Below are 19,104 nucleotides of genomic sequence, written 5' to 3'. Positions count from 1 at the left end.
TGCGGCAGCTCCTGCGGGGTTGAAAATCAGAACTCTTGCTGGTGCGCCGGAGTTCCGGTTTTACGCGGTTGAAAGGTGTAGCCCTGCTGACCGCTGAGTACTTTGTTTGCGCGCTGTACGTCGATGTCCTTTTCCCAGCGGGCGATGGCCACGGTGGCGACACAGTTGCCGATCAGGTTGGTCAGCGCCCGGCCGATGCCCATGAACCAGTCCACCGCCAGCACCAGCACCAGCCCGACCACCGGAATCGCCGGGATCGCTGTCAGTGTTGCCGCCAGAATCACCAGCGCCGAACCGGGAATGCCGTGGGCGCCCTTGGAGGTGATCAGCGACACCAGCAGAATCGTCAGCAGGTCGGTCATCGCCAATGGCGTGCCGGTGGCGTTGGCGATGAACACAATGGCCAGCGTCAGGTAGATCGAAAAACCGTCGAGGTTGAACGAGTAGCCGGTGGGAATCACCAGCCCGACGGTCGAGCTGCCGATGCCCAGGTGTTCGAGTTTGCGCATGATCTGCGGCAGCACGGCATCGGAGGAGGCGGTGCCCATGACGATCAGCAGCTCTTCACGCAGATATTTGAGCAATGGCCACAGGCGCAGGCCCGAGGCGCGCATCACCACACCGAGGATCACGCTGACGAACGCGACGCAGGTCAGGTAGAACAAACCGACCAGACTGCCCAGGTGCTGCAGCGAATCGAGGCCGTACTTGCTGGTGGTGAAGGCGATGGCGCCGAACACGCCGATGGGTGCCAGACGCACGATCATGCCCATGATCCGGAAGATCACATGGCTCAGTTCGTTGATCAGTCGCGAGATCCCCGAGGCCGCTTCACCCACCAGATTCAGTGCGCTGCCGAACAACACCGAGAACAGCAGCACTTGCAGGATGTTGTTGTCGGCAAAGGCGCCGAGCACCGAGGTCGGGATCAGGTCCATCAGGAACTGCGTGGTGGTGTGCATGTGCTGGCCGCGTTCGGCGATGTCGCCCATGTCAGCGGCGGACAACTGCTCCAGATGGATATTCGCGCCGCTGCCGATCCCGGTGCTGAACGCGAACACCAGACCGATCACCAACGCGATGGTGGTCAGTACTTCAAAGTAGATCACTGATTTGAGGCCGATACGCCCGACCTTCTTCAGATCCCCTGCGCCGCTGATGCCGCTGACCACCACGCAGAACACGATCAGGCCGATCAGCATCTTGATCAGTTTGATGAAGCCGTCGCCCAAGGGTTTGAGCTGAGCGGAATATTCGGGAAGGGTCAGTCCGCAGATGATGCCGAGCACCAGTCCGAGAACCACTTGGAGGAAGATTGAACGCGAGCACCATCTGAGCATGGGAGGAATCCTGGTCGGTGTCCTGGCTGCCGTGTGCGGAGCACATCAGATTCAGGACTTAATTATTGTGGTCTTACCGGTATGTCCAGTGCAGGCGCAGTCTACGCGCGGGATTTCCTGAAATACAAGGGGCAGGGCGGAAATTGGCATGACCGGTCTGACCAGTGGTGCCCTGCCCGATAATCCCGTGGATCCCGCGCGCGAAAAACCAGCCCGGCGCTGTTGCGCCGGGCTGGTTTGTACTGACGCTGGCGGATTTCAATCTGCTCAGTAAGGCGCGTTGCGCTTCAGGATATTGAGCTTGAAGTCGAGAACACCGGCGCTGCGGTTCGAGTTGGTGCGGACGAACGTGCCGACTCTGGGATCATGTTTGTTACGACTTTGCCCGGCGCACAACAGCGCGCCGCCTCGGGTCTGGATTCTGACAGTGGGCGTATCCGTGTCGATCTGATCCAGCGTGATGATATTGCCCTTGGCATTGAGCAGGTTGAATGTGGTCTGGTCCCCATCTTCGGTTGCATAAGAGTTCAGGAAGTCTTTTTCTTCACGGCTGATGGTTCTGTAGTAGTACTCGCCCGGCGTAAAGATATAAATAGTGTAGTAGTCATCAAGGCAGCGGAAGTAAAGGGTCAGTGCGTCCGGTGCAACATCTGGCTTGAGAAAGAGATAGTTTGAAACATCCAGGTGGTGGGAAAACGTAAAGGCTTCATAATCGGGACGTGGAGTCGTGACCTTTCTGCCATACGTCAACTTGGGAAAGTGTGGATAGCCATAGCGAGTGCTCAATGTTGCAATAAAGGATTTTTCCTGATTGGTGCTCATGGTATTACTCGATCTTTTGAATGCTGATAACTAAACAGCCGGGCTGTTCAGTGGCGTAAGTGTTGAATGCTGAAATGTTGATGTCAGATTTCGTTGGGATCACTGAGAAACGATGCATTGCGCTCGATGATTTTCAGTGTGAACGGCAGGCCTGTGTTATCCGTCTCGGCCATATAAATGTAGGGTGCGCCTCGTCGACGCAACGCTGTGATCTGGCCGGCGTTACGTGCCTTGAGTCGCACTCGCTGACGATCACCGCCCATATCCTGCAGGGTGATGATCCGGTTATCGTGGCTCAGCAAGTTGAAAGAGGTGGTATCGCTGCCCGCCGGCAGAAAAGCCCCTAACACCCCGGCGCGATCCTTGCTCAGGCAATATCCTGTGTGCGTGGCGTGATCGCGTATGTAAAGGTGGTAATAGTCATCAGTACAGCGGAAATAAATGTTCATGGGTTGTACGTTTGTTACTTCCCTTTGGAAGCGGCAACCCAATAGGTGGGCATCATCGATTAATCTGGGAGTACCGGTGTAAAAACCGCCGGAAAATGATTTGTCGGTGCGCAAGGCCGGCTCTTCATAAAGCGCTCCCAGGATATTCAGGTGGTGCTGGTCCAGCATTAATGTTGCGATAAATGACTTTTGCCTGTTCGTTGTCATGAACTCTTCCTTGAGTTTTTGATGGGTGTTTCTTCGTTTTGTGTGGATTTTTAGTTGCTGTTGCGCGTTCTGTTTTTAACACTAACAGCTAGGTTTTGTTGATGTCCTGTTTTTCTTTGAAGTTGTTGTTTCAAGTTTTAAGTGAGGCGGCAGCGACTTTCACGCAGACGAAAAAAAACCGGCCAATCACTTGGCCGGTTTTTCATGCTGCAGGTTTAACGTCGCATCAAGCGCCGTATACCGGCAGTTTCTTGCAGATGGCTTTGACTTTCTCACGAACGGCATCGATCACCGCTTCGTTGTTCAGGTCAGCCAGGATGTCGCAGATCCAGCCGGCCAGCTCTTTGCACTCTGCCTCTTTGAAGCCACGGGTGGTCACAGCCGGAGTACCGAAGCGCAGGCCGGAGGTGACGAACGGCGATCGTGGGTCGTTTGGCACGGAGTTCTTGTTCACGGTGATGAACGCTTTGCCCAGCGCGGCGTCGGCGTCTTTACCGGAGATGTCCTGCTTGATCAGCGACAGCAGGAACAGGTGGTTCTTGGTACCGCCGGAAACCACGTCGAAACCGCGCGCGATGAACACTTCGGCCATGGCCTGGGCGTTCTTCACCACTTGTTCCTGGTAAGCCTTGAACTCAGGCTGCAGTGCTTCCTTGAAGCAGATCGCCTTGGCGGCGATCACGTGTTCCAGCGGGCCACCCTGGGCGCCCGGGAATACTGCGGAGTTCAGCTTCTTCTCGATGTCGGCGTTGGCGCGCGCCAGGATCAGACCGCCACGTGGACCGCGCAGGGTCTTGTGCGTGGTGGTGGTGACCACGTCAGCGAAAGGCACCGGGTTCGGGTAGACGCCAGCGGCGACCAGACCGGCCACGTGAGCCATGTCGACGAACAGGTAGGCACCGACTTTGTCCGCGATGGCGCGGAAGCGTGGGAAGTCGAGAATCTGCGAGTAGGCAGAGAAACCGGCCACGATCATTTTCGGCTTGTGTTCAACGGCCAGACGCTCGACTTCGTCGTAGTCGATCAGGCCATTGGCGTCGATGCCGTACTGCACGGCGTTGTACAGCTTGCCGGAGGAGGACACGCTGGCGCCGTGGGTCAGGTGACCACCGTGGGCCAGGCTCATGCCCAGAATGGTGTCGCCACCTTGCAGCAGGGCCAGGTAAACAGCGGCGTTGGCTTGCGAGCCGGCGTGCGGCTGAACGTTGGCGTAATCGGCGCCGAACAGCTCTTTGGCGCGGTCGATGGCCAGTTGTTCAACGACGTCAACGTACTCGCAGCCACCGTAGTAGCGCTTGCCCGGATAGCCTTCGGCGTATTTGTTGGTCAGAACCGAGCCTTGAGCTTCCATCACCGCAGGGCTGGTGTAGTTTTCCGAAGCGATCAGCTCAATGTGCTCTTCCTGGCGCTGAGCTTCTTGCTCCATGGCGGCAAAGAGATCGGCGTCGTACTTGGCAATAGTCAAATCACGGCTGAACATGGCGGTCCTCAAGGATCGGGGGGCAGAAAAGGGGGGCATTCTAACCCAATGGGTTTTGGATGGCATATGAAACGACATCATGTCGCAGACAAGTGGCGTTCATGACAGATGTGCGGTGCTTTTGCCGGCCTGAAAAGATCGCAGCCTTCGGCAGCTCCTACAGTAATCGGGGCTGATTGCGAATACTGTGACCGACATCAATCCCTGTAGGAGCTGCCGAAGGCTGCGATCTTTTCTTCAGTCAAACATGAACAGCGCATCATTGCTGAACTGCGCTTCAAACCGGCTCGCCGGCATCGGTCGGCCGAACAGATAGCCCTGCACTTCATCGCAACCGTGCTCGCGCAGGAAGTCCAGTTGCTCATGGGTTTCCACGCCCTCGGCGATCACCGCCAGATTGAGGCTGTGGGCCATTGCGATGATCGCACGGGCGATCTGCGCATCCTGTTCGCCGGACGGCAGGCCGTCGACGAAAGTGCGGTCGATCTTCAGCACGTCGATCGGGAACTGCTTGAGGTAGTTCAGCGATGAATAACCGGTGCCGAAATCGTCGACCGCGATACTCAGGCCAAGGTTTTTCAGCCCGGCGAGAATCTGCATCGCCTCGCTGACTTCGCGCATCAGGATACTTTCGGTCAGCTCCAGTTCCAGGCACGCCGGTGGCAGCCCGGTTTCCCGCAGGATGGTGGCGATGCGTGTACCGAGCTGGCCATCGGAGAACTGCCGCGCCGAGATGTTCACCGAGACTTTCGGCACGCGCACGCGGTTCTGATGCCAGGTCTTGAGCTGGCGGCAGGCTTCGCTGATCACCCAGTCGCCAACGTCGACCACCAGACCGAGCTCTTCCAGCACCGGAATGAAATCTCCCGGCGGCACCAGCCCGCGACGCGGATGACGCCAGCGCAGCAGCGCCTCGGCGCCGGTCAGGCGTTTGCCGTCGCCACTGAATTGCGGCTGGTAATACAGGACGAATTCGTTCTGTTCCAGCGCATGGCGCAGGTCGCTTTCCAGCTCAAGACGCTCCAGCGCACTGGCGTTCATGTCGGCCTGATAGAACTGGAAGTTGTTCTTGCCACGCTCCTTGGCGTGGTACATCGCGGTGTCGGCGTTCTTCATCAACTGGCTGAGTTCGTTGCCGTCCTGCGGACTCAAAGCAATGCCGATACTGGCGGTGACGAAGAACTCGCGGCCTTCCAGCACGAACGGGCGCACCAGACTGGCGAGAATCTGCTCGGCCACATGAATCGCCCGGTTCAGCGCCATTTCGCGGCTGGAGCGGTGTTGCAGGAGCAGGGTGAACTCGTCGCCGCCCATGCGCGCCACGGTGTCGTCTTCGTCGACGCAGGCCAGCAGGCGCGTGGCCATGTCTTTCAACATGCGGTCGCCGGCGGCGTGGCCGAGGGAGTCGTTGATCGGTTTGAAGCGGTCGAGGTCGAGGAACATCAACACCACCCACGACTTCTGCCGCTCGGCCGATTGCAGCGCGGTGTGCAGGCGATCCTGGAACAGCGTGCGGTTCGGCAGGTGGGTCAGGGCGTCGTAGTAGGCCAGGCGATGAATGCGTTGTTCGCTGGCCTTGCGCTCGCTGATGTCGCTGAAGAAACACACGTAACTGGCGAGGTCGCCTTCATCGTCGAGTACCGCCGTGATGCCGACCCATGCCGGGTAATGCTCGCCGTTACGCCGCTTGAGCCAGACTTCGCCTTCCCAGGTGCTGTGCTGATGCAGTTGCTTGAGCACGTAACGCAGGTGCGCGTCCTGTTGCTCGTCGACGGTGAGCATGTTCGGCAACTGGTCGAGCACTTCCGACACCGCGTAACCGCTGACCCGGCTGAAGGCTTCGTTGGCCTGCACGATATAGCCGGCGGGGTCGGTGATCAGGATCGCCGAAGTCGAGTGCTCGAATACCGTGGCCGCCATACGCAGGTCTTTTTCGGCGCGGCGTTGCTGACTGATATCGCGACCGACACCGAGCACGCCTTCGAAGGCACCGTGTTCGTCCCACACCAGCACCAAGCGCAGCTCGATCGGGATCTTGCGACCGTCGGCACGCAGGCAGTCGAACAGGAACATCTGCGTCTGCACCTGGCTTCGCAGCTGTGCGAGTTGCTCAGGCTTGTCGAGCGCTTTGCTGACCCGGTCCATCAGGGAATAGATGCCGCTCAGTTGTTGCGGGTTGGCGATGGTCGATTGCCAGCCGTTCTGGAAAATCCACTCGGCGTCGTAACCCAGCACCGCCTGCACCGACGGGCTGACGTAGTTCAACGACAGCTTGCTGTCGGTGGAGAAAATCACGTCGCTGATGCTTTCGGCGAGCATGCGGTAGCGCTGCTCGCTGTCACGCAGCGATTCACTGGCCTCGATCTGCTCGGTGATGTCCTTGGCCACGCCGATGATCCGCGTGACCTGATCGTGTTTGTCACGGGCCAGCGCTTGCTCACGAATGTCGAAGCGCCGCCACTTGCCGTCACGATGGCGGAAGCGCAGCTGACATTGCAGCAACTGACTGTAACCGGCGTGCCGCTGCATCTGCCGTGAGCGGTGGTAATAGTCGGCGTCTTCCGGGTGCAGGAGGATTTCCCAGAAGTACTCGCCCATCTGGTGCAGCTCGGAGCGGTTGTAACCGAGGGTCTGGCCGAGGTGATGGTTGCTGAAGATCATCCGCTGGCTGATCACGTCCTGCACATACAGATGATCCGGCACCGTGCGCACCACGTCCGACCAGAAGCCTTCGCGCTCCAGCAGCGACAGTTCGATCAGCTTGCGGCTGGTGATGTCGTTGATGCTGAGGATCACCGCTTTATAGTCGTGCAGCTCCTCAGGCAGGCGCAGAACCATCCACAGGTGCTGATCGCGACCGTTGATGTCTGGCAGTCTGATTTCCAGTTCCAGTTGTTTCTGTTGCTGCAGAACCGCGTCGAGCACCTGGTTGCCGATGGCGCACTGGCTGTGCGGCTGGCCGTCGATCAGCAGTTGCCAGGCGTGCTCGCAGGAATGGACATTGAGCAGTTGCAGCGCGACCTGATTGACCTCGGTGACGCGCAGTTCTTGCAGCAGTTGCTGGCGCTGGGCCGGTTGGTCGAGCCAGGCCTTGAGCTGGTCGCTGGTCTGGATCTGCGCCTTGTCGAACACTTGCTTGAGGCCGGACAGATCGAGCACGCACAGCGCAACACCGGTGCCTTCGAAGATGTCCTGATAACGCCGGCGGCCTTCATGCAACTGGCGCTGGCGGCGACGCATGTTCAGCAGCGCGATCACCGGCAACATCGAGAACGCCAGGCCCAGCAGGCATTTGCCGATAAACGCTGGCAGCAGTTCTTCGAGCACCCGCTGACGGTCGAACAGCCCGCGCAACTGCCAGTCGCTGCTGCTCAGCGGTACGGTTAATACAGTGTTGGCCAGGTCGTCGGGGCTCAGCACGCCGGGCCTGGCTGAAGACAGCGCTTCGTCGCGGCTGATGATCTGGTGGTTGAGGCGGTTTTCAACCAGCCACAACGGGCGGATGCCGGTTTCACCCTGCTGGGTCAGCGAGTCGAAGAAGGTCGGGGTCAGGCGCAACACCCAGTAGCCGCGCGTGCTGCCGCTGGCCTGATGCAATAACAGATGCACCACCGAGCCGTCGTCGGCGTTGCTGAAGTAATGCGCCTGGGCGCGGCTGCGGCGCACCAGTTCAGCGAGGTAATCGGCGTCGTGGCTGTCGCTGGCGCTGTCGTTGAGGATTTTCCCGGACGGGCTGAGCAGGGCCAGGCTGCGCACGTCCGGCAGCGATTGCTGGAGCTTGCGCAGCAGCGCCTGCTGTTCGTCGGACGACTGCGGCTGTTCGACGATCGGTAGCAGGTTGAGGGCGATTTGCGCATTCAGCGACATGTTCAGGCTGACCTGCGAGGCGAGGTCGGCGGTGTAGTCGATGGTGTACTGGCGCTGGTTTTTCTGGGTCTCGCGCAATTGGTCGAGCAACTGCCAGAACAGCAATGCCAGCAGCAAAAGTACCAGCGTCGCCAAGGCACCCTTCAATGTTCCGCGCAGGGGCGAGCCGGTCCCCGGATTGGACGCGCTCACAGAAGCTGGCGGGGTAACGTTGGACAAGCTGAAATCCTGCGGTTTGGCTGGACTGGCGCGACGTGCACTATAAGCCGGACGCCCGAAGGGCGGCTAGCATGCCTTGAGTTGTGGCGAAGTGCCAGCCCCACTCGGCTGGACTGCCTTCCGTCATTCAGGTAGCTTTGCCGGTTACGCGGGAGCGTTCCAGCTCCTAGACTCAGACTTTTTCAGCGCGCACGCATTGATGACCATCAAGTGAACGACGCGCATCGGTCTGGCCGGGCATCGCCTGCGCTCCAATCATTCATCTGTCACTGACCCAAGGTTCTCCATGGCTCAATACGTCTTCACCATGCATCGGCTGGGCAAAGTTGTTCCGCCGAAGCGGGAAATCCTGAAAAACATTTCGCTGTCGTTCTTCCCCGGCGCCAAGATCGGCGTACTCGGCCTCAACGGTTCGGGTAAGTCCACGCTGCTGAAAATCATGGCCGGCGTCGACACCGAGTTCGAGGGCGAAGCCCGTCCGATGCCGGACCTGAACATCGGTTATCTGCCGCAAGAACCACAACTTGATCCGACCAAGACCGTGCGTGAAGTGGTCGAGGAAGCGGTCAGCGTGATCAAGGACGCGCAAGCGCGTCTGGACGAGGTCTACGCTGCTTACGCCGATCCGGATGCCGATTTCGACAAACTGGCTGCCGAACAGGCCAAGCTCGAAGCGATCCTGCAGGCCAGCGATGGTCACAACCTGGAGCGTCAACTGGAAGTCGCCGCCGATGCGCTGCGTCTGCCGGCTTGGGACGCCAAGGTCGAACACCTGTCCGGTGGTGAAAAACGTCGCGTGGCCCTGTGCCGCCTGCTGCTGTCCGCTCCGGACATGCTGCTGCTCGACGAACCGACCAACCACCTGGACGCTGACTCCGTGGCGTGGCTGGAGCACTTCCTGCACGACTTCCCGGGCACCGTGGTCGCGATCACGCACGACCGTTACTTCCTCGACAACGTCGCCGGCTGGATTCTGGAACTCGACCGCGGCGCGGGCATTCCTTACGAGGGCAACTACTCGGGTTGGCTGGAAGCCAAGTCCGATCGTCTGGCCCAGGAATCCAAGCAGCAGTCGGCTCACGAAAAAGCCATGAAGGAAGAACTGGAGTGGGTGCGCAAAGGCGCCAAGGCCCGCCAGTCGAAATCCAAGGCTCGTCTGGCACGCTTTGAAGAAATGCAATCGCAGGAATTCCAGAAGCGTTCGGAAACCAACGAGATCTACATCCCGGCCGGTCCACGTCTGGGCGACAAGGTCATTGAATTCAAGAACGTCACCAAGGGCTACGGCGATCGCGTCCTGATCGACAACCTGTCGTTCTCCATGCCGAAGGGCGCTATTGTCGGCGTGATCGGTGGTAACGGTGCCGGTAAATCGACCCTGTTCCGCATGCTGATGGGCAAGGAAACGCCGGATTCGGGCAGCATCGAAGTCGGTGAAACCGTGCAACTGGCCTGTGTTGACCAGAGCCGTGAAGACCTCGACGGCAGCAAGACGGTGTTCCAGCAGATCTCCGATGGTTCCGACCAGATCCGCATCGGCAACTACGAGATCCCGTCGCGCACCTACGTCGGTCGCTTCAACTTCAAGGGCGGCGATCAGCAGAAGTTCGTCAAGGACCTGTCCGGTGGTGAGCGCGGTCGTCTGCACCTGGCGCTGACCCTGAAGGAGGGCGGCAACGTCCTGCTGCTCGACGAACCGTCCAACGACCTCGACGTCGAAACCCTGCGTTCCCTGGAAGAAGCCCTGCTGGACTTCCCGGGCGCCGCCATTGTGATCTCTCACGATCGCTGGTTCCTGGACCGCGTCGCGACCCACATCCTGGCGTACGAAGACGACTCGCAAGCGGTGTTCTTCGAAGGCAACTACACCGAGTACGAAGCCGACCGCAAAAAGCGTCTTGGCGAAGCGGCGGCCCAGCCACACCGGGTCCGCCACAAGAAACTGGCCTGATTCGGGTTGGTTGGATGAAAAAGCGGAGCCTTCGGGCTCCGTTTTTTTTTGCCTGGGTTTCTTCAGCAATACCGGGTGCTTTCATCGCTGGCAAGCCAGCTCCCACAGGTTTTTTGTTGTACCTGGAATGTGTGGACGCCGCGAAAACTGTGGGAGCTGGCTTGCCAGCGATAGCGGTGTAACTGTTGGTGCATCACTTCAATCTGATCTCCCCATTCAGGTGCAAAATCAGATCAAAAAACCGCCTGATTTATATCCTGTGCACCATTTAATTTCATAACTGCGACATTTTGCGCTGTTCCTGTGCGCAATTCGTTTGTTACAGTCCGGCTCAATCGCTTCCAACGACAATAAATTTGCCGAGACTTTTCCCATGATCGAATCCGTCGAATCCTTCCTCGCCCGCCTGAAAAAACGCGACCCGGATCAACCTGAATTCCACCAGGCCGTCGAAGAAGTCCTGCGCAGTCTGTGGCCGTTTCTCGAAGCCAATCCGCACTACCTGACCTCGGGGATTCTGGAACGTATCTGCGAGCCGGAGCGGGCGATTGTGTTCCGCGTGTCGTGGGTCGACGATCAGGGCAAGGTCCAGGTCAATCGCGGTTTCCGCATCCAGATGAACAGCGCCATCGGCCCGTACAAGGGCGGCTTGCGTTTCCATCCTTCGGTGAATCTGGGCGTGCTGAAGTTTCTCGCCTTCGAGCAAACCTTCAAGAACTCTCTGACCTCATTGCCCATGGGCGGCGGCAAGGGCGGTTCGGATTTCGATCCGAAGGGCAAGAGCGACGCTGAAGTGATGCGTTTTTGTCAGGCGTTCATGAGCGAGCTGTACCGCCACATCGGCGCGGACGTCGATGTGCCGGCTGGCGACATCGGTGTCGGGGCGCGGGAGATCGGCTTCCTGTTCGGCCAGTACAAACGCCTGAGCAACCAGTTCACCAGCGTGTTGACCGGCAAAGGCATGACCTACGGCGGCAGTCTGATTCGCCCGGAAGCCACCGGTTTCGGTTGCGTGTACTTCGCCGAAGAAATGCTCAAGCGCCGCGGACAGACCGTCGAAGGCAAACGCGTGGCGATCTCCGGTTCCGGCAATGTCGCCCAGTACGCGGCGCGCAAGGTCATGGACCTGGGCGGCAAGGTGATTTCCCTGTCCGACTCCGAAGGCACGTTGTATTGCGAATCGGGCCTGAGCGAAGAACAGTGGCTGGCGCTGCTGGAACTGAAAAACGTCAAACGCGGACGCATCAGCGAACTGGCCGCGGCGTTCGGTCTGGAGTTCCGCGCCGGGCAGTTGCCGTGGTCGCTGCCGTGCGACATCGCGTTGCCGTGCGCCACGCAGAACGAACTCGACGCCAACGCCGCGCGCACACTGCTACGCAACGGCTGCGTGTGCGTCGCCGAGGGCGCAAACATGCCGACCACGCTGGAGGCTGTGGATATCTTTATCGAGGCCGGCATTCTGTTCGCCCCGGGCAAGGCGTCGAACGCCGGTGGGGTCGCGGTCAGCGGGCTGGAAATGTCGCAAAACGCCATGCGCCTGCTGTGGACCGCAGGCGAGGTGGACAGCAAGTTGCACGCGATCATGCAGTCGATCCACCACGCTTGCGTGCATTACGGCGAAGAGGACGGGCGGATCAACTACGTCAAAGGCGCGAACATCGCCGGCTTCGTCAAAGTCGCCGATGCGATGTTGGCCCAAGGCGTGGTTTAAGCCGGTTCGATGCGAATCACTTCAATCACCTGATCGCCAGCGGGGCGCTGCCACAGCACCTCGTCATTGAGGCGGGCGCCGAGCAGCGCCCGGCCCAGCGGCGAGCCCCAGTTGATCAGGCCCTGACTGGCGTCGGCCTGATCTTCGCCGACCAGTTGCACCCGACTTTCGGTGTCGTGCTCGTCGGCAAAGGTCACCCAACTGCCAATCTGCACTTTTTCGGTAGAGGTCGCGGGGGCAGCGACCTGCGCGCTGGTGAGGCGTTGGTTGAAGTAGCGCAAATCTCTTTCGAGATCAGCCTGGCGCTGCTTGTCGGCCTGTTCGCCCTTGGCCGATTGTTCAGCGTGCAGGGCTTGCAGCTCGGTGACTTTGGCCTGCAGCTGCGCCAGCCCCTGCGGTGTGACGTAATTGGGCTGCGCGCTGACCTGCCGTTCGACGGGCTGGTCGGCTTGCGCAGCGGCATTGTCTTCGTTGACGAAAGCGCGGCTCATGGTGTCCTCCTGTGATAGGAATTGGGCCATGGTCGCCGGCATTTGGTTTCACTGGATGTCTGGAAACGACCTATTGCGAGCGATAAGCCCGTCCGGCGTCCTGATCCTTCTGTTGCTGCCAGGCGCGCTCGCGCTCGTCCCAGTGTTCGTTGCGATACTCTTCGCGATCCTTGTTCTCGAGCATCGCCTGACACTGGCGAAAGCCGTCGGTCCAGCCTTCGGCGTATTGCTTGTCTTTGAGGTAGCGCGGCACGTTCTTGCGAAACTCGCCACTGATCGAGCCGGCGGCTTGCCGGCCACTGACGCAACCGTCATCGAAACCGTCGGCGAAGGCCGGTGGATAACCTTTGGCGATCAAGTCTTCATGGGTGGTCTGGCAACCCCCGAGCAACAGCAAAACACCCAACAGTCCCGCACACCGCCACATCGCACTCTCCCGCGCCGATTCTCGGCTGATAGGGAAAGTCTAGAAGGTGATTCGTTGATGGGGTGTGAAAGGAAGATCAAAAGATCGCAGCCTGCGGCAGCTCCTACAGGAAAAATGCATTCCCACTGTAGGAGCTGCCGCAGGCTGCGATCTTTTAATAGTGATACCACTTCACTTCGAGCATCACTTCGTTTTCCGGCGTCGCCACATGACTGAACTCACGCTGCGCACTCAGGCGCAAACCGAGGTTGCGCGACAATTCCCACTGCTGGTTCAGGCTCAGGCTACGGCGCACTTCACCATTGAAGAAGTAATCGCCCTTGGCTTCCAGGCTGAGATTGCCCAGCGGGTTTTTCCACAACACGCCGGTATTGAAACCGCCGGCCGGGGAGACGAATTCGGCGAAGTCATTGTTGTGTTCAACGCGCACGGTGCCGAGAGCAAAACCCAATACGTCATCACCGAGCGCCCAAGTGCCGCCGCCGCCACCGTTGACGTGGCTGACCAGCGTCTCGTCATCATGCTTGCCCGGTACGCGCTCGAGGCCGCCAGTGACTTGCCACGACAGCGGCTGCAGCAACTCATTGCGCGGGGTCAGCGAACGAATGGTCGCCAGATCCAGTTGCTGGAATTGCCATTGGTTACCTTCGTACTGGCGCAGCTTCATCTGCAGGATTTCGATCTGCGCGCCGAGGGGGAAGCTTTCGGCGTTGTCGTTGAGATCGTGATAGGCCATGCGCAAACCGTACTCGCCGAACGCACGGTCGCCCCGGGTGCCGATGCCGGCCTGCCAGGTGCGCGATTCGTGGCCGTCTTCGGGCAGGCCCGGTTGGGGGACCTGCAGCTCCGGCGCCGGGTTCTTGTTGATCGCCCGCAGCAGTTCGAAGCTGCGCTGTGCGCGTTGCGGATCACGTTCCTGACCGTTGGCGCGGTAGCGTTCCAGACGATACGCAGCATCGATGATCAGCGCCTGCCGATCCCGGGGCAGGGCTTTGAAGGTCGGCTCCTGCAAGACCTGTTGATCGGCGCTGACGTTCAGCACCCATTGCTGTTCGTCACTGCTCAACGGCTGGGCACGGCTGAGCAGTTCACGTTCGCGGGACGGGCGGTATTCGATACTTTCCACCAGTCCGGCTTCCTTCACGGCTTTGACCGTGTCGGTAGGGATGGCGGTCAGCGGGAATTGCTCGGTCAGGCGCAGGCTTGGACGCGCCACCTGCAGCAGTTCGAGCAGGCGATAGGAGCAGTTTTCGTCGAAGAAGAAATAGTCGAACTGGATCTGCTTCAGCTCCCACACATGTTCGACCATGCGTGCGGTTTCTGCTTGCGTCAGGTTCAGCCGGTATTCCCACAGGTCGCGGTTTTCCAGGCTGCGGTACTCGGAGAGTTTTTCCTGATACGGCACCAGCGCGAACAGCCCCGGGTAGCCGCCCATCAAACCTTTCCAGGCGTAGAGGATGCTGTTGTCGGAGCCTTCGATGTAGGCGCCGAAGTTGATCGCGTAACTCAACAGCGAAGTCTTGTCGGCCTGCACATCGGCCTGATCGATGCGCAGCAGGGTGTGGCCGAACATCGACGACGGACTGTTGAGGTACGCCGCAGGAAAGATCATCACCGCGCTGTGCGGCGAGACGTCCTTGAACCATTTCTTGAATTCGGCGCAATCGGGGGCGGGCAGATCGCTGAGATTGAGCTGGGCTTTCAGCCAGCGGGTGCGGGCCGGATAGACGCACTGCGCGTGCTGCTCGCCGAGACTGGCCGGGGCATACAGCGCTTGCACGGTGGCGGCCAACTCATGGTCGGGGTGTTCGTTGCCATCAGGCGCGAGAAAGAATTTCCTGTCGCTGACATAGCTGCGCCAGCCGCCGAGCTTGGCGGTTTCGTAATGACCGAGGGAAATCCAGAAGCGGTCGTTGGCCAGTTGCTGCAAACGTTGAGGGTCGATGTGAGGCGCGGCGGACAGCGGGGCGCAGACACAGAGCGCCAGCCAGGCAAGGCGTTTGAGCATAAGTGGCAACTTAAGTCGAAAAGAAAAACAAAGACCCCGAGCATTAATGCCGACCAGTCAAACCCGCACCAACCCTGTGGCGAGGGAGCTTGCTCCCGCTGGGGCGCGCAGCGGCCCCGCTTATAAAAAAACCGGGAGCGCTGCACGCTCCAGCGGGAGCAAGCTCCCTCGCCACAGGGTTCAGCGCATGTCACAACTGATCTGCATCGCGCAAAGAAGGGTGGGCCATAAAAAACAAAACCCGCTTCCCGAAAGAAGCGGGTGGGGTCGAGCTTAAGCCTGAGTGGCGTACTTGGCCAGACGTGGGTCTGATTTCAGTACAGCCAGGGTGTTGGTATGCACGTCTTCGGCGGTCACGTCAGCCTTGCTGAAGATCTGCTGGAAGTGCTCGTGAGTGACAGCGGCGAAATGCGCACGGTCTTCCGGCGCCACGCCCAGTACCACAGCGTAAGTCGTCAGCGCTTCGCCGTTGCCTTTAGCCATGTCTTCGGACAGCTCGTTCATCATGCCATTCATGGCGAACCAGGATTTACCGCCGTAGGTCAGCGACGCGTTGGTCGAGCAACCGTTGGTGCCGGAAGTCATACCGAACGTAGCGTTACCGGAGGTGCCGTTGGTGGTGGATGCCAGGAAGTGGGCCGGGGTGCCACGCTGACCTTCGAACAGCATGTTGCCCCAACCGCAATCCGGACCGCCTGGCGCCTGAGCCATGGCGTTGATGGAAACAGCGGTGAAGAGAGTACCGAGAAGAATCCGTTTCATAGCTTTGTTCTCTTTGTGTGCATACCAATGGACAGGGTTCTGACACCTGACGGTGCCAGTGGGCCAGTATTCGTTCCAGCCGCGCAGTTTGGAGTTTAGGCACGTTCCTGGGGTTCCGTGAGTTTTTACAAAAGATTTGGCGATAACCCCGATTTGCCGGGGGGCGGGGCAGGGTCACCCGGTTGTCTATGCTTTGTCGCATGGCGCGCCTTGCCAGTGGGGCACGCGCAGCGCCAGAATGCCGCTATCTGCCCCGCCTGATTGTTAAGGAAGCCCGATGCCTGATCCTGTTGCTGCCAGCTTGCGTCTAGCGCCCGAAGCGCTGACCCGTCCGTTTTCCGCTGAACAGTTCAGCTTCACTACCACCAATGATCTGGAGCCCTTTCGCGGTGTGCTTGGCCAGGAACGTGCGGTCGAAGCCTTGCAGTTCGGTGTGGCCATGCCCCGCCCCGGTTACAACGTCTTTGTCATGGGCGAACCGGGCACCGGTCGCTTCTCGTTCGTCAAACGCTACCTGAAGGCCGAAGGCAAGCGCCTGCAGACCCCGGCGGACTGGGTCTACGTCAACAACTTCGATGAGCCGCGCGAACCCCGCGCGCTGGAGCTGCCATCGGGCACGGCGAGCGCATTCATCGGCGACATCAACGGCTTGATCGACAACCTGCTGGCGACGTTCCCGGCGGTGTTCGAACACCCGTCCTACCAGCAAAAGAAAAGCGCCATCGACCGCGCCTTCAACCAGCGCTACGACAAGGCGCTGGACGTCATCGAACGTCTGGCCCTGGAAAAAGACGTCGCCCTGTACCGCGACAGCAGCAACATCGCTTTCACCCCGATGCTCGAAGGCAAGGCGCTGGATGAAGCCGAGTTTTCGCAATTGCCGGAAGCCGAGCGCGAGCGTTTCCACGAGGATATTTCCGGTCTCGAAGAACGGCTGAATGAAGAGCTCGCGAGCCTGCCGCAGTGGAAGCGCGAGTCGAACAATCAGCTGCGTCAGCTCAACGAAGAAACCATCACCCTGGCCTTGCAGCCGTTGCTGTCGCCGCTGTCGGAAAAGTATGCGGAGAACGCCGCGGTCTGCGGTTACCTGCAAGCGATGCAGGTGTATCTGCTGAAAACCGTGGTCGAGCAACTGGTCGACGACAGCAAGACCGACGCCGTGGCGCGCAAGCTGCTGGAAGAGCAATACGCGCCGAGCCTGGTGGTCGGTCATCCGCACAGTGGCGGTGCGCCGGTGGTGTTCGAGCCGCATCCGACCTACGAAAACCTGTTCGGCCGCATTGAATACACCACCGATCAAGGGGCGCTTTACACCACTTATCGCCAGTTGCGCCCGGGCGCATTGCATCGCGCCAATGGCGGCTTCCTGATTCTTGAAGCGGAAAAAATGCTCAGTGAGCCGTTCGTGTGGGACGCACTCAAGCGCGCCCTGCAATCGCGCAAATTGAAGATGGAATCGCCGCTGGGCGAGATGGGCCGTTTCGCCACTGTGACCCTGAATCCGCAGCACATTCCGTTGCAGGTCAAAGTGGTGATCATCGGTGCGCGGCAGTTGTATTACACGCTGCAGGACCTGGATCCGGACTTCCAGGAGATGTTCCGCGTGCTGGTCGACTTCGACGAAGACATCCCGATGGTCGACGAAAGCCTGGAGCAGTTCGCCCAGTTGCTGAAAACCCGCACTTCGGAAGAAGGCATGGCGCCGCTGACCGCCGATGCGGTGGCGCGTCTGGCGACCTACAGCGCACGCCTGGCCGAGCATCAGGGGCGTTTGTCAGCGCGTATCGGCGACCTGTTCCAACTGGTCAGCGAGGCGGATTTCATTCGCCATCTGGCTGGTGATGATATGACCGACGCCGGGCACATCGAACGAGCCCTGAAAGCCAAAGCCACTCGCACTGGCCGCGTATCGGCGCGGATTCTCGACGACATGCTCGCCGGGATCATCCTGATCGACACCGACGGCGCCGCGGTCGGCAAGTGCAACGGGCTGACCGTGCTGGAAGTCGGCGATTCGGCGTTCGGTGTACCGGCGCGGATTTCCGCCACGGTGTACCCGGGCGGCAGCGGCATCGTCGACATCGAGCGCGAGGTTAATCTCGGTCAGCCGATCCACTCCAAGGGCGTGATGATCCTCACCGGGTATCTGGGCAGCCGTTACGCCCAGGAATTCCCGCTGGCGATTTCCGCGAGCATTGCGCTCGAGCAATCCTACGGTTACGTCGATGGCGACAGTGCGTCGCTGGGCGAGGCTTGCACGTTGATTTCGGCGTTGTCGAAAACCCCGCTCAAGCAGTGCTTCGCGATCACCGGCTCGATCAACCAGTTCGGCGAAGTGCAGGCGGTCGGTGGCGTCAACGAGAAGATCGAAGGCTTCTTCCGTCTCTGTGAAGCGCGTGGGCTGACCGGCGAGCAGGGCGCGATCATTCCGCAGGCCAACGTCGCCACGCTGATGCTCGACGAGAAGGTGCTGGCGGCCGTGCGCGCCGGGCAGTTCCATGTGTACGCGGTGCGTCAGGCTGACGAGGCTTTGAGCCTGTTGGTCGGCGAGCCGGCCGGTGAGCCGAATGCCGAAGGCGAATTTCCTGAGGGCAGCGTCAACGCACGCGTGGTTGAACGTCTGCGGGTGATTGCCGAGATGATCAGCGAAGAGGATCTGAAGGACGCGGAGAAGGAGTTGGCGCAAGAGGCGTTGGCAGAGGCCAAACCCGCCTGAGCCTTCATGCAGTAAATCTGTGGGAGCGAGCCTGCTCGCGAAAGCGCTGTATCAGACGACGAATAAGTTGCCTGACAGTCCGCATTCGCGAGCGGGCTCGCTCCCACAGTGTTTTTCCAGATTGATTTTTGCGCTGATCTTCGGGAAAAGTGCCACTACTCTGGCGTCAGAATTCACACAATGACCATTCGGCGCCTTCTGGTTCTATCCGGCTTGCGCGGCGGACTTTTCTTCTATTCTCAGCTCAAGGACATCGACAGTATCACTGGATCGAAACAGCCTTCGCGTGAAGGCTGAATACAGGTTTTACCGAGGGTCGCCGCCATGTCGCGCAACCTCTGCCTCACCCGTCAATGCCTGGGTCTTGTGACCCGTATCGAATGCGCCATTAAACCCCTGGCCGGCGATAACGGCATGTGGACCTTGCTCTTCGCTGCCGGCATGGCCGGCGAACAACCCTCCGCCATCAAGGCCCAGGGCCCGTTTCACGGGCCGGTCGCCGCCGAGTCGATTCTCGACACCATTGTGGAAAGCCTGACGATGCACGGCTACGAACTGGCCAACGATCCGCAGATCTGGAGCCTGCACCTGCAGGCACAGCTGCGCCAGATCAACGGTGGCCGTGGACGTCCGGTCGGCGTGTTCGACCATTAG

Annotated in this window: 13 protein-coding genes; 4 read left to right on the top strand and 9 right to left on the bottom strand. The window is 59.8% G+C overall.

What is annotated here, in order from left to right; all coding sequences use genetic code 11:
* Positions 1–26 precede the first annotated feature (26 nt).
* From L6D63_RS10905 to L6D63_RS10885, 5 genes are all read right to left on the bottom strand, one after another.
* Positions 27–1,340, bottom strand: a complete 1,314-nt coding sequence (locus tag L6D63_RS10905; RefSeq protein ID WP_095668274.1) for a C4-dicarboxylate transporter DctA — start codon at positions 1,338–1,340, stop codon at positions 27–29.
* Positions 1,341–1,607: 267 nt separating this feature from the next.
* Positions 1,608–2,162 carry a hypothetical protein gene (locus tag L6D63_RS10900; protein WP_095668275.1) on the bottom strand — a complete coding sequence of 185 codons (555 nt, stop codon included), beginning with the start codon at positions 2,160–2,162 and terminating at the stop codon, positions 1,608–1,610.
* A gap of 83 nt (positions 2,163–2,245) precedes the next feature.
* Entirely contained in the window at positions 2,246–2,818 is a 573-nt protein-coding gene (locus L6D63_RS10895) for a hypothetical protein (RefSeq protein ID WP_236170327.1), read from the bottom strand.
* Between the two features lie 226 nt (positions 2,819–3,044).
* Entirely contained in the window at positions 3,045–4,298 is a 1,254-nt protein-coding gene (glyA, locus tag L6D63_RS10890; RefSeq protein WP_041065242.1) for a serine hydroxymethyltransferase, read from the bottom strand.
* 237 nt (positions 4,299–4,535) lie between these two features.
* The gene (locus L6D63_RS10885) at positions 4,536–8,384 is read right to left on the bottom strand and encodes a sensor domain-containing protein (protein WP_121187282.1); all 3,849 of its coding nucleotides are present in this window, start codon (positions 8,382–8,384) and stop codon (positions 4,536–4,538) included.
* A 286-nt stretch (positions 8,385–8,670) separates the two neighbouring features.
* On the opposite strand from L6D63_RS10885, the gene ettA reads away from it, so the two are divergent.
* Both ettA and gdhA read left to right on the top strand, forming a co-directional pair.
* On the top strand, positions 8,671–10,335 hold the full coding sequence (ettA, locus tag L6D63_RS10880; RefSeq protein ID WP_047296679.1) for an energy-dependent translational throttle protein EttA: 1,665 nt from the start codon (positions 8,671–8,673) through the stop codon (positions 10,333–10,335).
* Positions 10,336–10,708: 373 nt separating this feature from the next.
* On the top strand, positions 10,709–12,046 hold the full coding sequence (gdhA, locus tag L6D63_RS10875; RefSeq protein ID WP_131671581.1) for an NADP-specific glutamate dehydrogenase: 1,338 nt from the start codon (positions 10,709–10,711) through the stop codon (positions 12,044–12,046).
* Here the strand turns inward: gdhA and L6D63_RS10870 are convergent.
* From L6D63_RS10870 to L6D63_RS10855, 4 genes are all read right to left on the bottom strand, one after another.
* A complete protein-coding gene (locus L6D63_RS10870) occupies positions 12,043–12,537 on the bottom strand; it encodes a GreA/GreB family elongation factor (protein WP_047296675.1) in 495 nt (164 codons plus the stop codon). The genes gdhA and L6D63_RS10870 overlap by 4 nt on opposite strands.
* 70 nt (positions 12,538–12,607) lie before the next feature.
* A complete protein-coding gene (locus L6D63_RS10865; protein ID WP_007963787.1) occupies positions 12,608–12,964 on the bottom strand; it encodes a hypothetical protein in 357 nt (118 codons plus the stop codon).
* 154 nt (positions 12,965–13,118) lie between these two features.
* Entirely contained in the window at positions 13,119–14,972 is a 1,854-nt protein-coding gene (locus L6D63_RS10860) for an Lnb N-terminal periplasmic domain-containing protein (RefSeq protein ID WP_047296671.1), read from the bottom strand.
* Between the two features lie 273 nt (positions 14,973–15,245).
* On the bottom strand, positions 15,246–15,734 hold the full coding sequence (locus tag L6D63_RS10855; RefSeq protein WP_007909797.1) for a DUF3015 domain-containing protein: 489 nt from the start codon (positions 15,732–15,734) through the stop codon (positions 15,246–15,248).
* A gap of 277 nt (positions 15,735–16,011) precedes the next feature.
* Between L6D63_RS10855 and L6D63_RS10850 the strand changes: the two genes are divergently transcribed.
* Both L6D63_RS10850 and L6D63_RS10845 read left to right on the top strand, forming a co-directional pair.
* Complete coding sequence (locus L6D63_RS10850) at positions 16,012–18,450, top strand: Lon protease family protein (protein ID WP_131671582.1); 2,439 nt, start codon at positions 16,012–16,014, stop codon at positions 18,448–18,450.
* 324 nt (positions 18,451–18,774) lie between these two features.
* On the top strand, positions 18,775–19,104 hold the full coding sequence (locus L6D63_RS10845) for a PA4575 family protein (RefSeq protein WP_047296668.1): 330 nt from the start codon (positions 18,775–18,777) through the stop codon (positions 19,102–19,104).

Origin of the sequence: Pseudomonas parakoreensis, from assembly GCF_021602155.1 — a bacterium.
Lineage (GTDB): Bacteria > Pseudomonadota > Gammaproteobacteria > Pseudomonadales > Pseudomonadaceae > Aquipseudomonas > Aquipseudomonas parakoreensis.
The sequence above is the reverse complement of the archived record's forward strand: the minus strand, read 5'-3'. Positions and strand labels throughout refer to the sequence as shown.

Excerpts from the sequence above, each read along its gene's own strand:
- L6D63_RS10905 (WP_095668274.1), bottom strand. The coding sequence starts at position 1,340 with ATGCTCAGATGGTGCTCGCGTTCAATCTTCCTCCAAGTGGTTCTCGGA.
- L6D63_RS10900 (WP_095668275.1), bottom strand. The coding sequence starts at position 2,162 with ATGAGCACCAATCAGGAAAAATCCTTTATTGCAACATTGAGCACTCGC.
- L6D63_RS10895 (WP_236170327.1), bottom strand. The coding sequence starts at position 2,818 with ATGACAACGAACAGGCAAAAGTCATTTATCGCAACATTAATGCTGGAC.
- glyA (WP_041065242.1), bottom strand. The coding sequence starts at position 4,298 with ATGTTCAGCCGTGATTTGACTATTGCCAAGTACGACGCCGATCTCTTT.
- ettA (WP_047296679.1), top strand. The coding sequence starts at position 8,671 with ATGGCTCAATACGTCTTCACCATGCATCGGCTGGGCAAAGTTGTTCCG.
- gdhA (WP_131671581.1), top strand. The coding sequence starts at position 10,709 with ATGATCGAATCCGTCGAATCCTTCCTCGCCCGCCTGAAAAAACGCGAC.
- L6D63_RS10870 (WP_047296675.1), bottom strand. The coding sequence starts at position 12,537 with ATGAGCCGCGCTTTCGTCAACGAAGACAATGCCGCTGCGCAAGCCGAC.
- L6D63_RS10865 (WP_007963787.1), bottom strand. The coding sequence starts at position 12,964 with ATGTGGCGGTGTGCGGGACTGTTGGGTGTTTTGCTGTTGCTCGGGGGT.
- L6D63_RS10860 (WP_047296671.1), bottom strand. The coding sequence starts at position 14,972 with ATGCTCAAACGCCTTGCCTGGCTGGCGCTCTGTGTCTGCGCCCCGCTG.
- L6D63_RS10855 (WP_007909797.1), bottom strand. The coding sequence starts at position 15,734 with ATGAAACGGATTCTTCTCGGTACTCTCTTCACCGCTGTTTCCATCAAC.
- L6D63_RS10850 (WP_131671582.1), top strand. The coding sequence starts at position 16,012 with ATGCCTGATCCTGTTGCTGCCAGCTTGCGTCTAGCGCCCGAAGCGCTG.
- L6D63_RS10845 (WP_047296668.1), top strand. The coding sequence starts at position 18,775 with ATGTCGCGCAACCTCTGCCTCACCCGTCAATGCCTGGGTCTTGTGACC.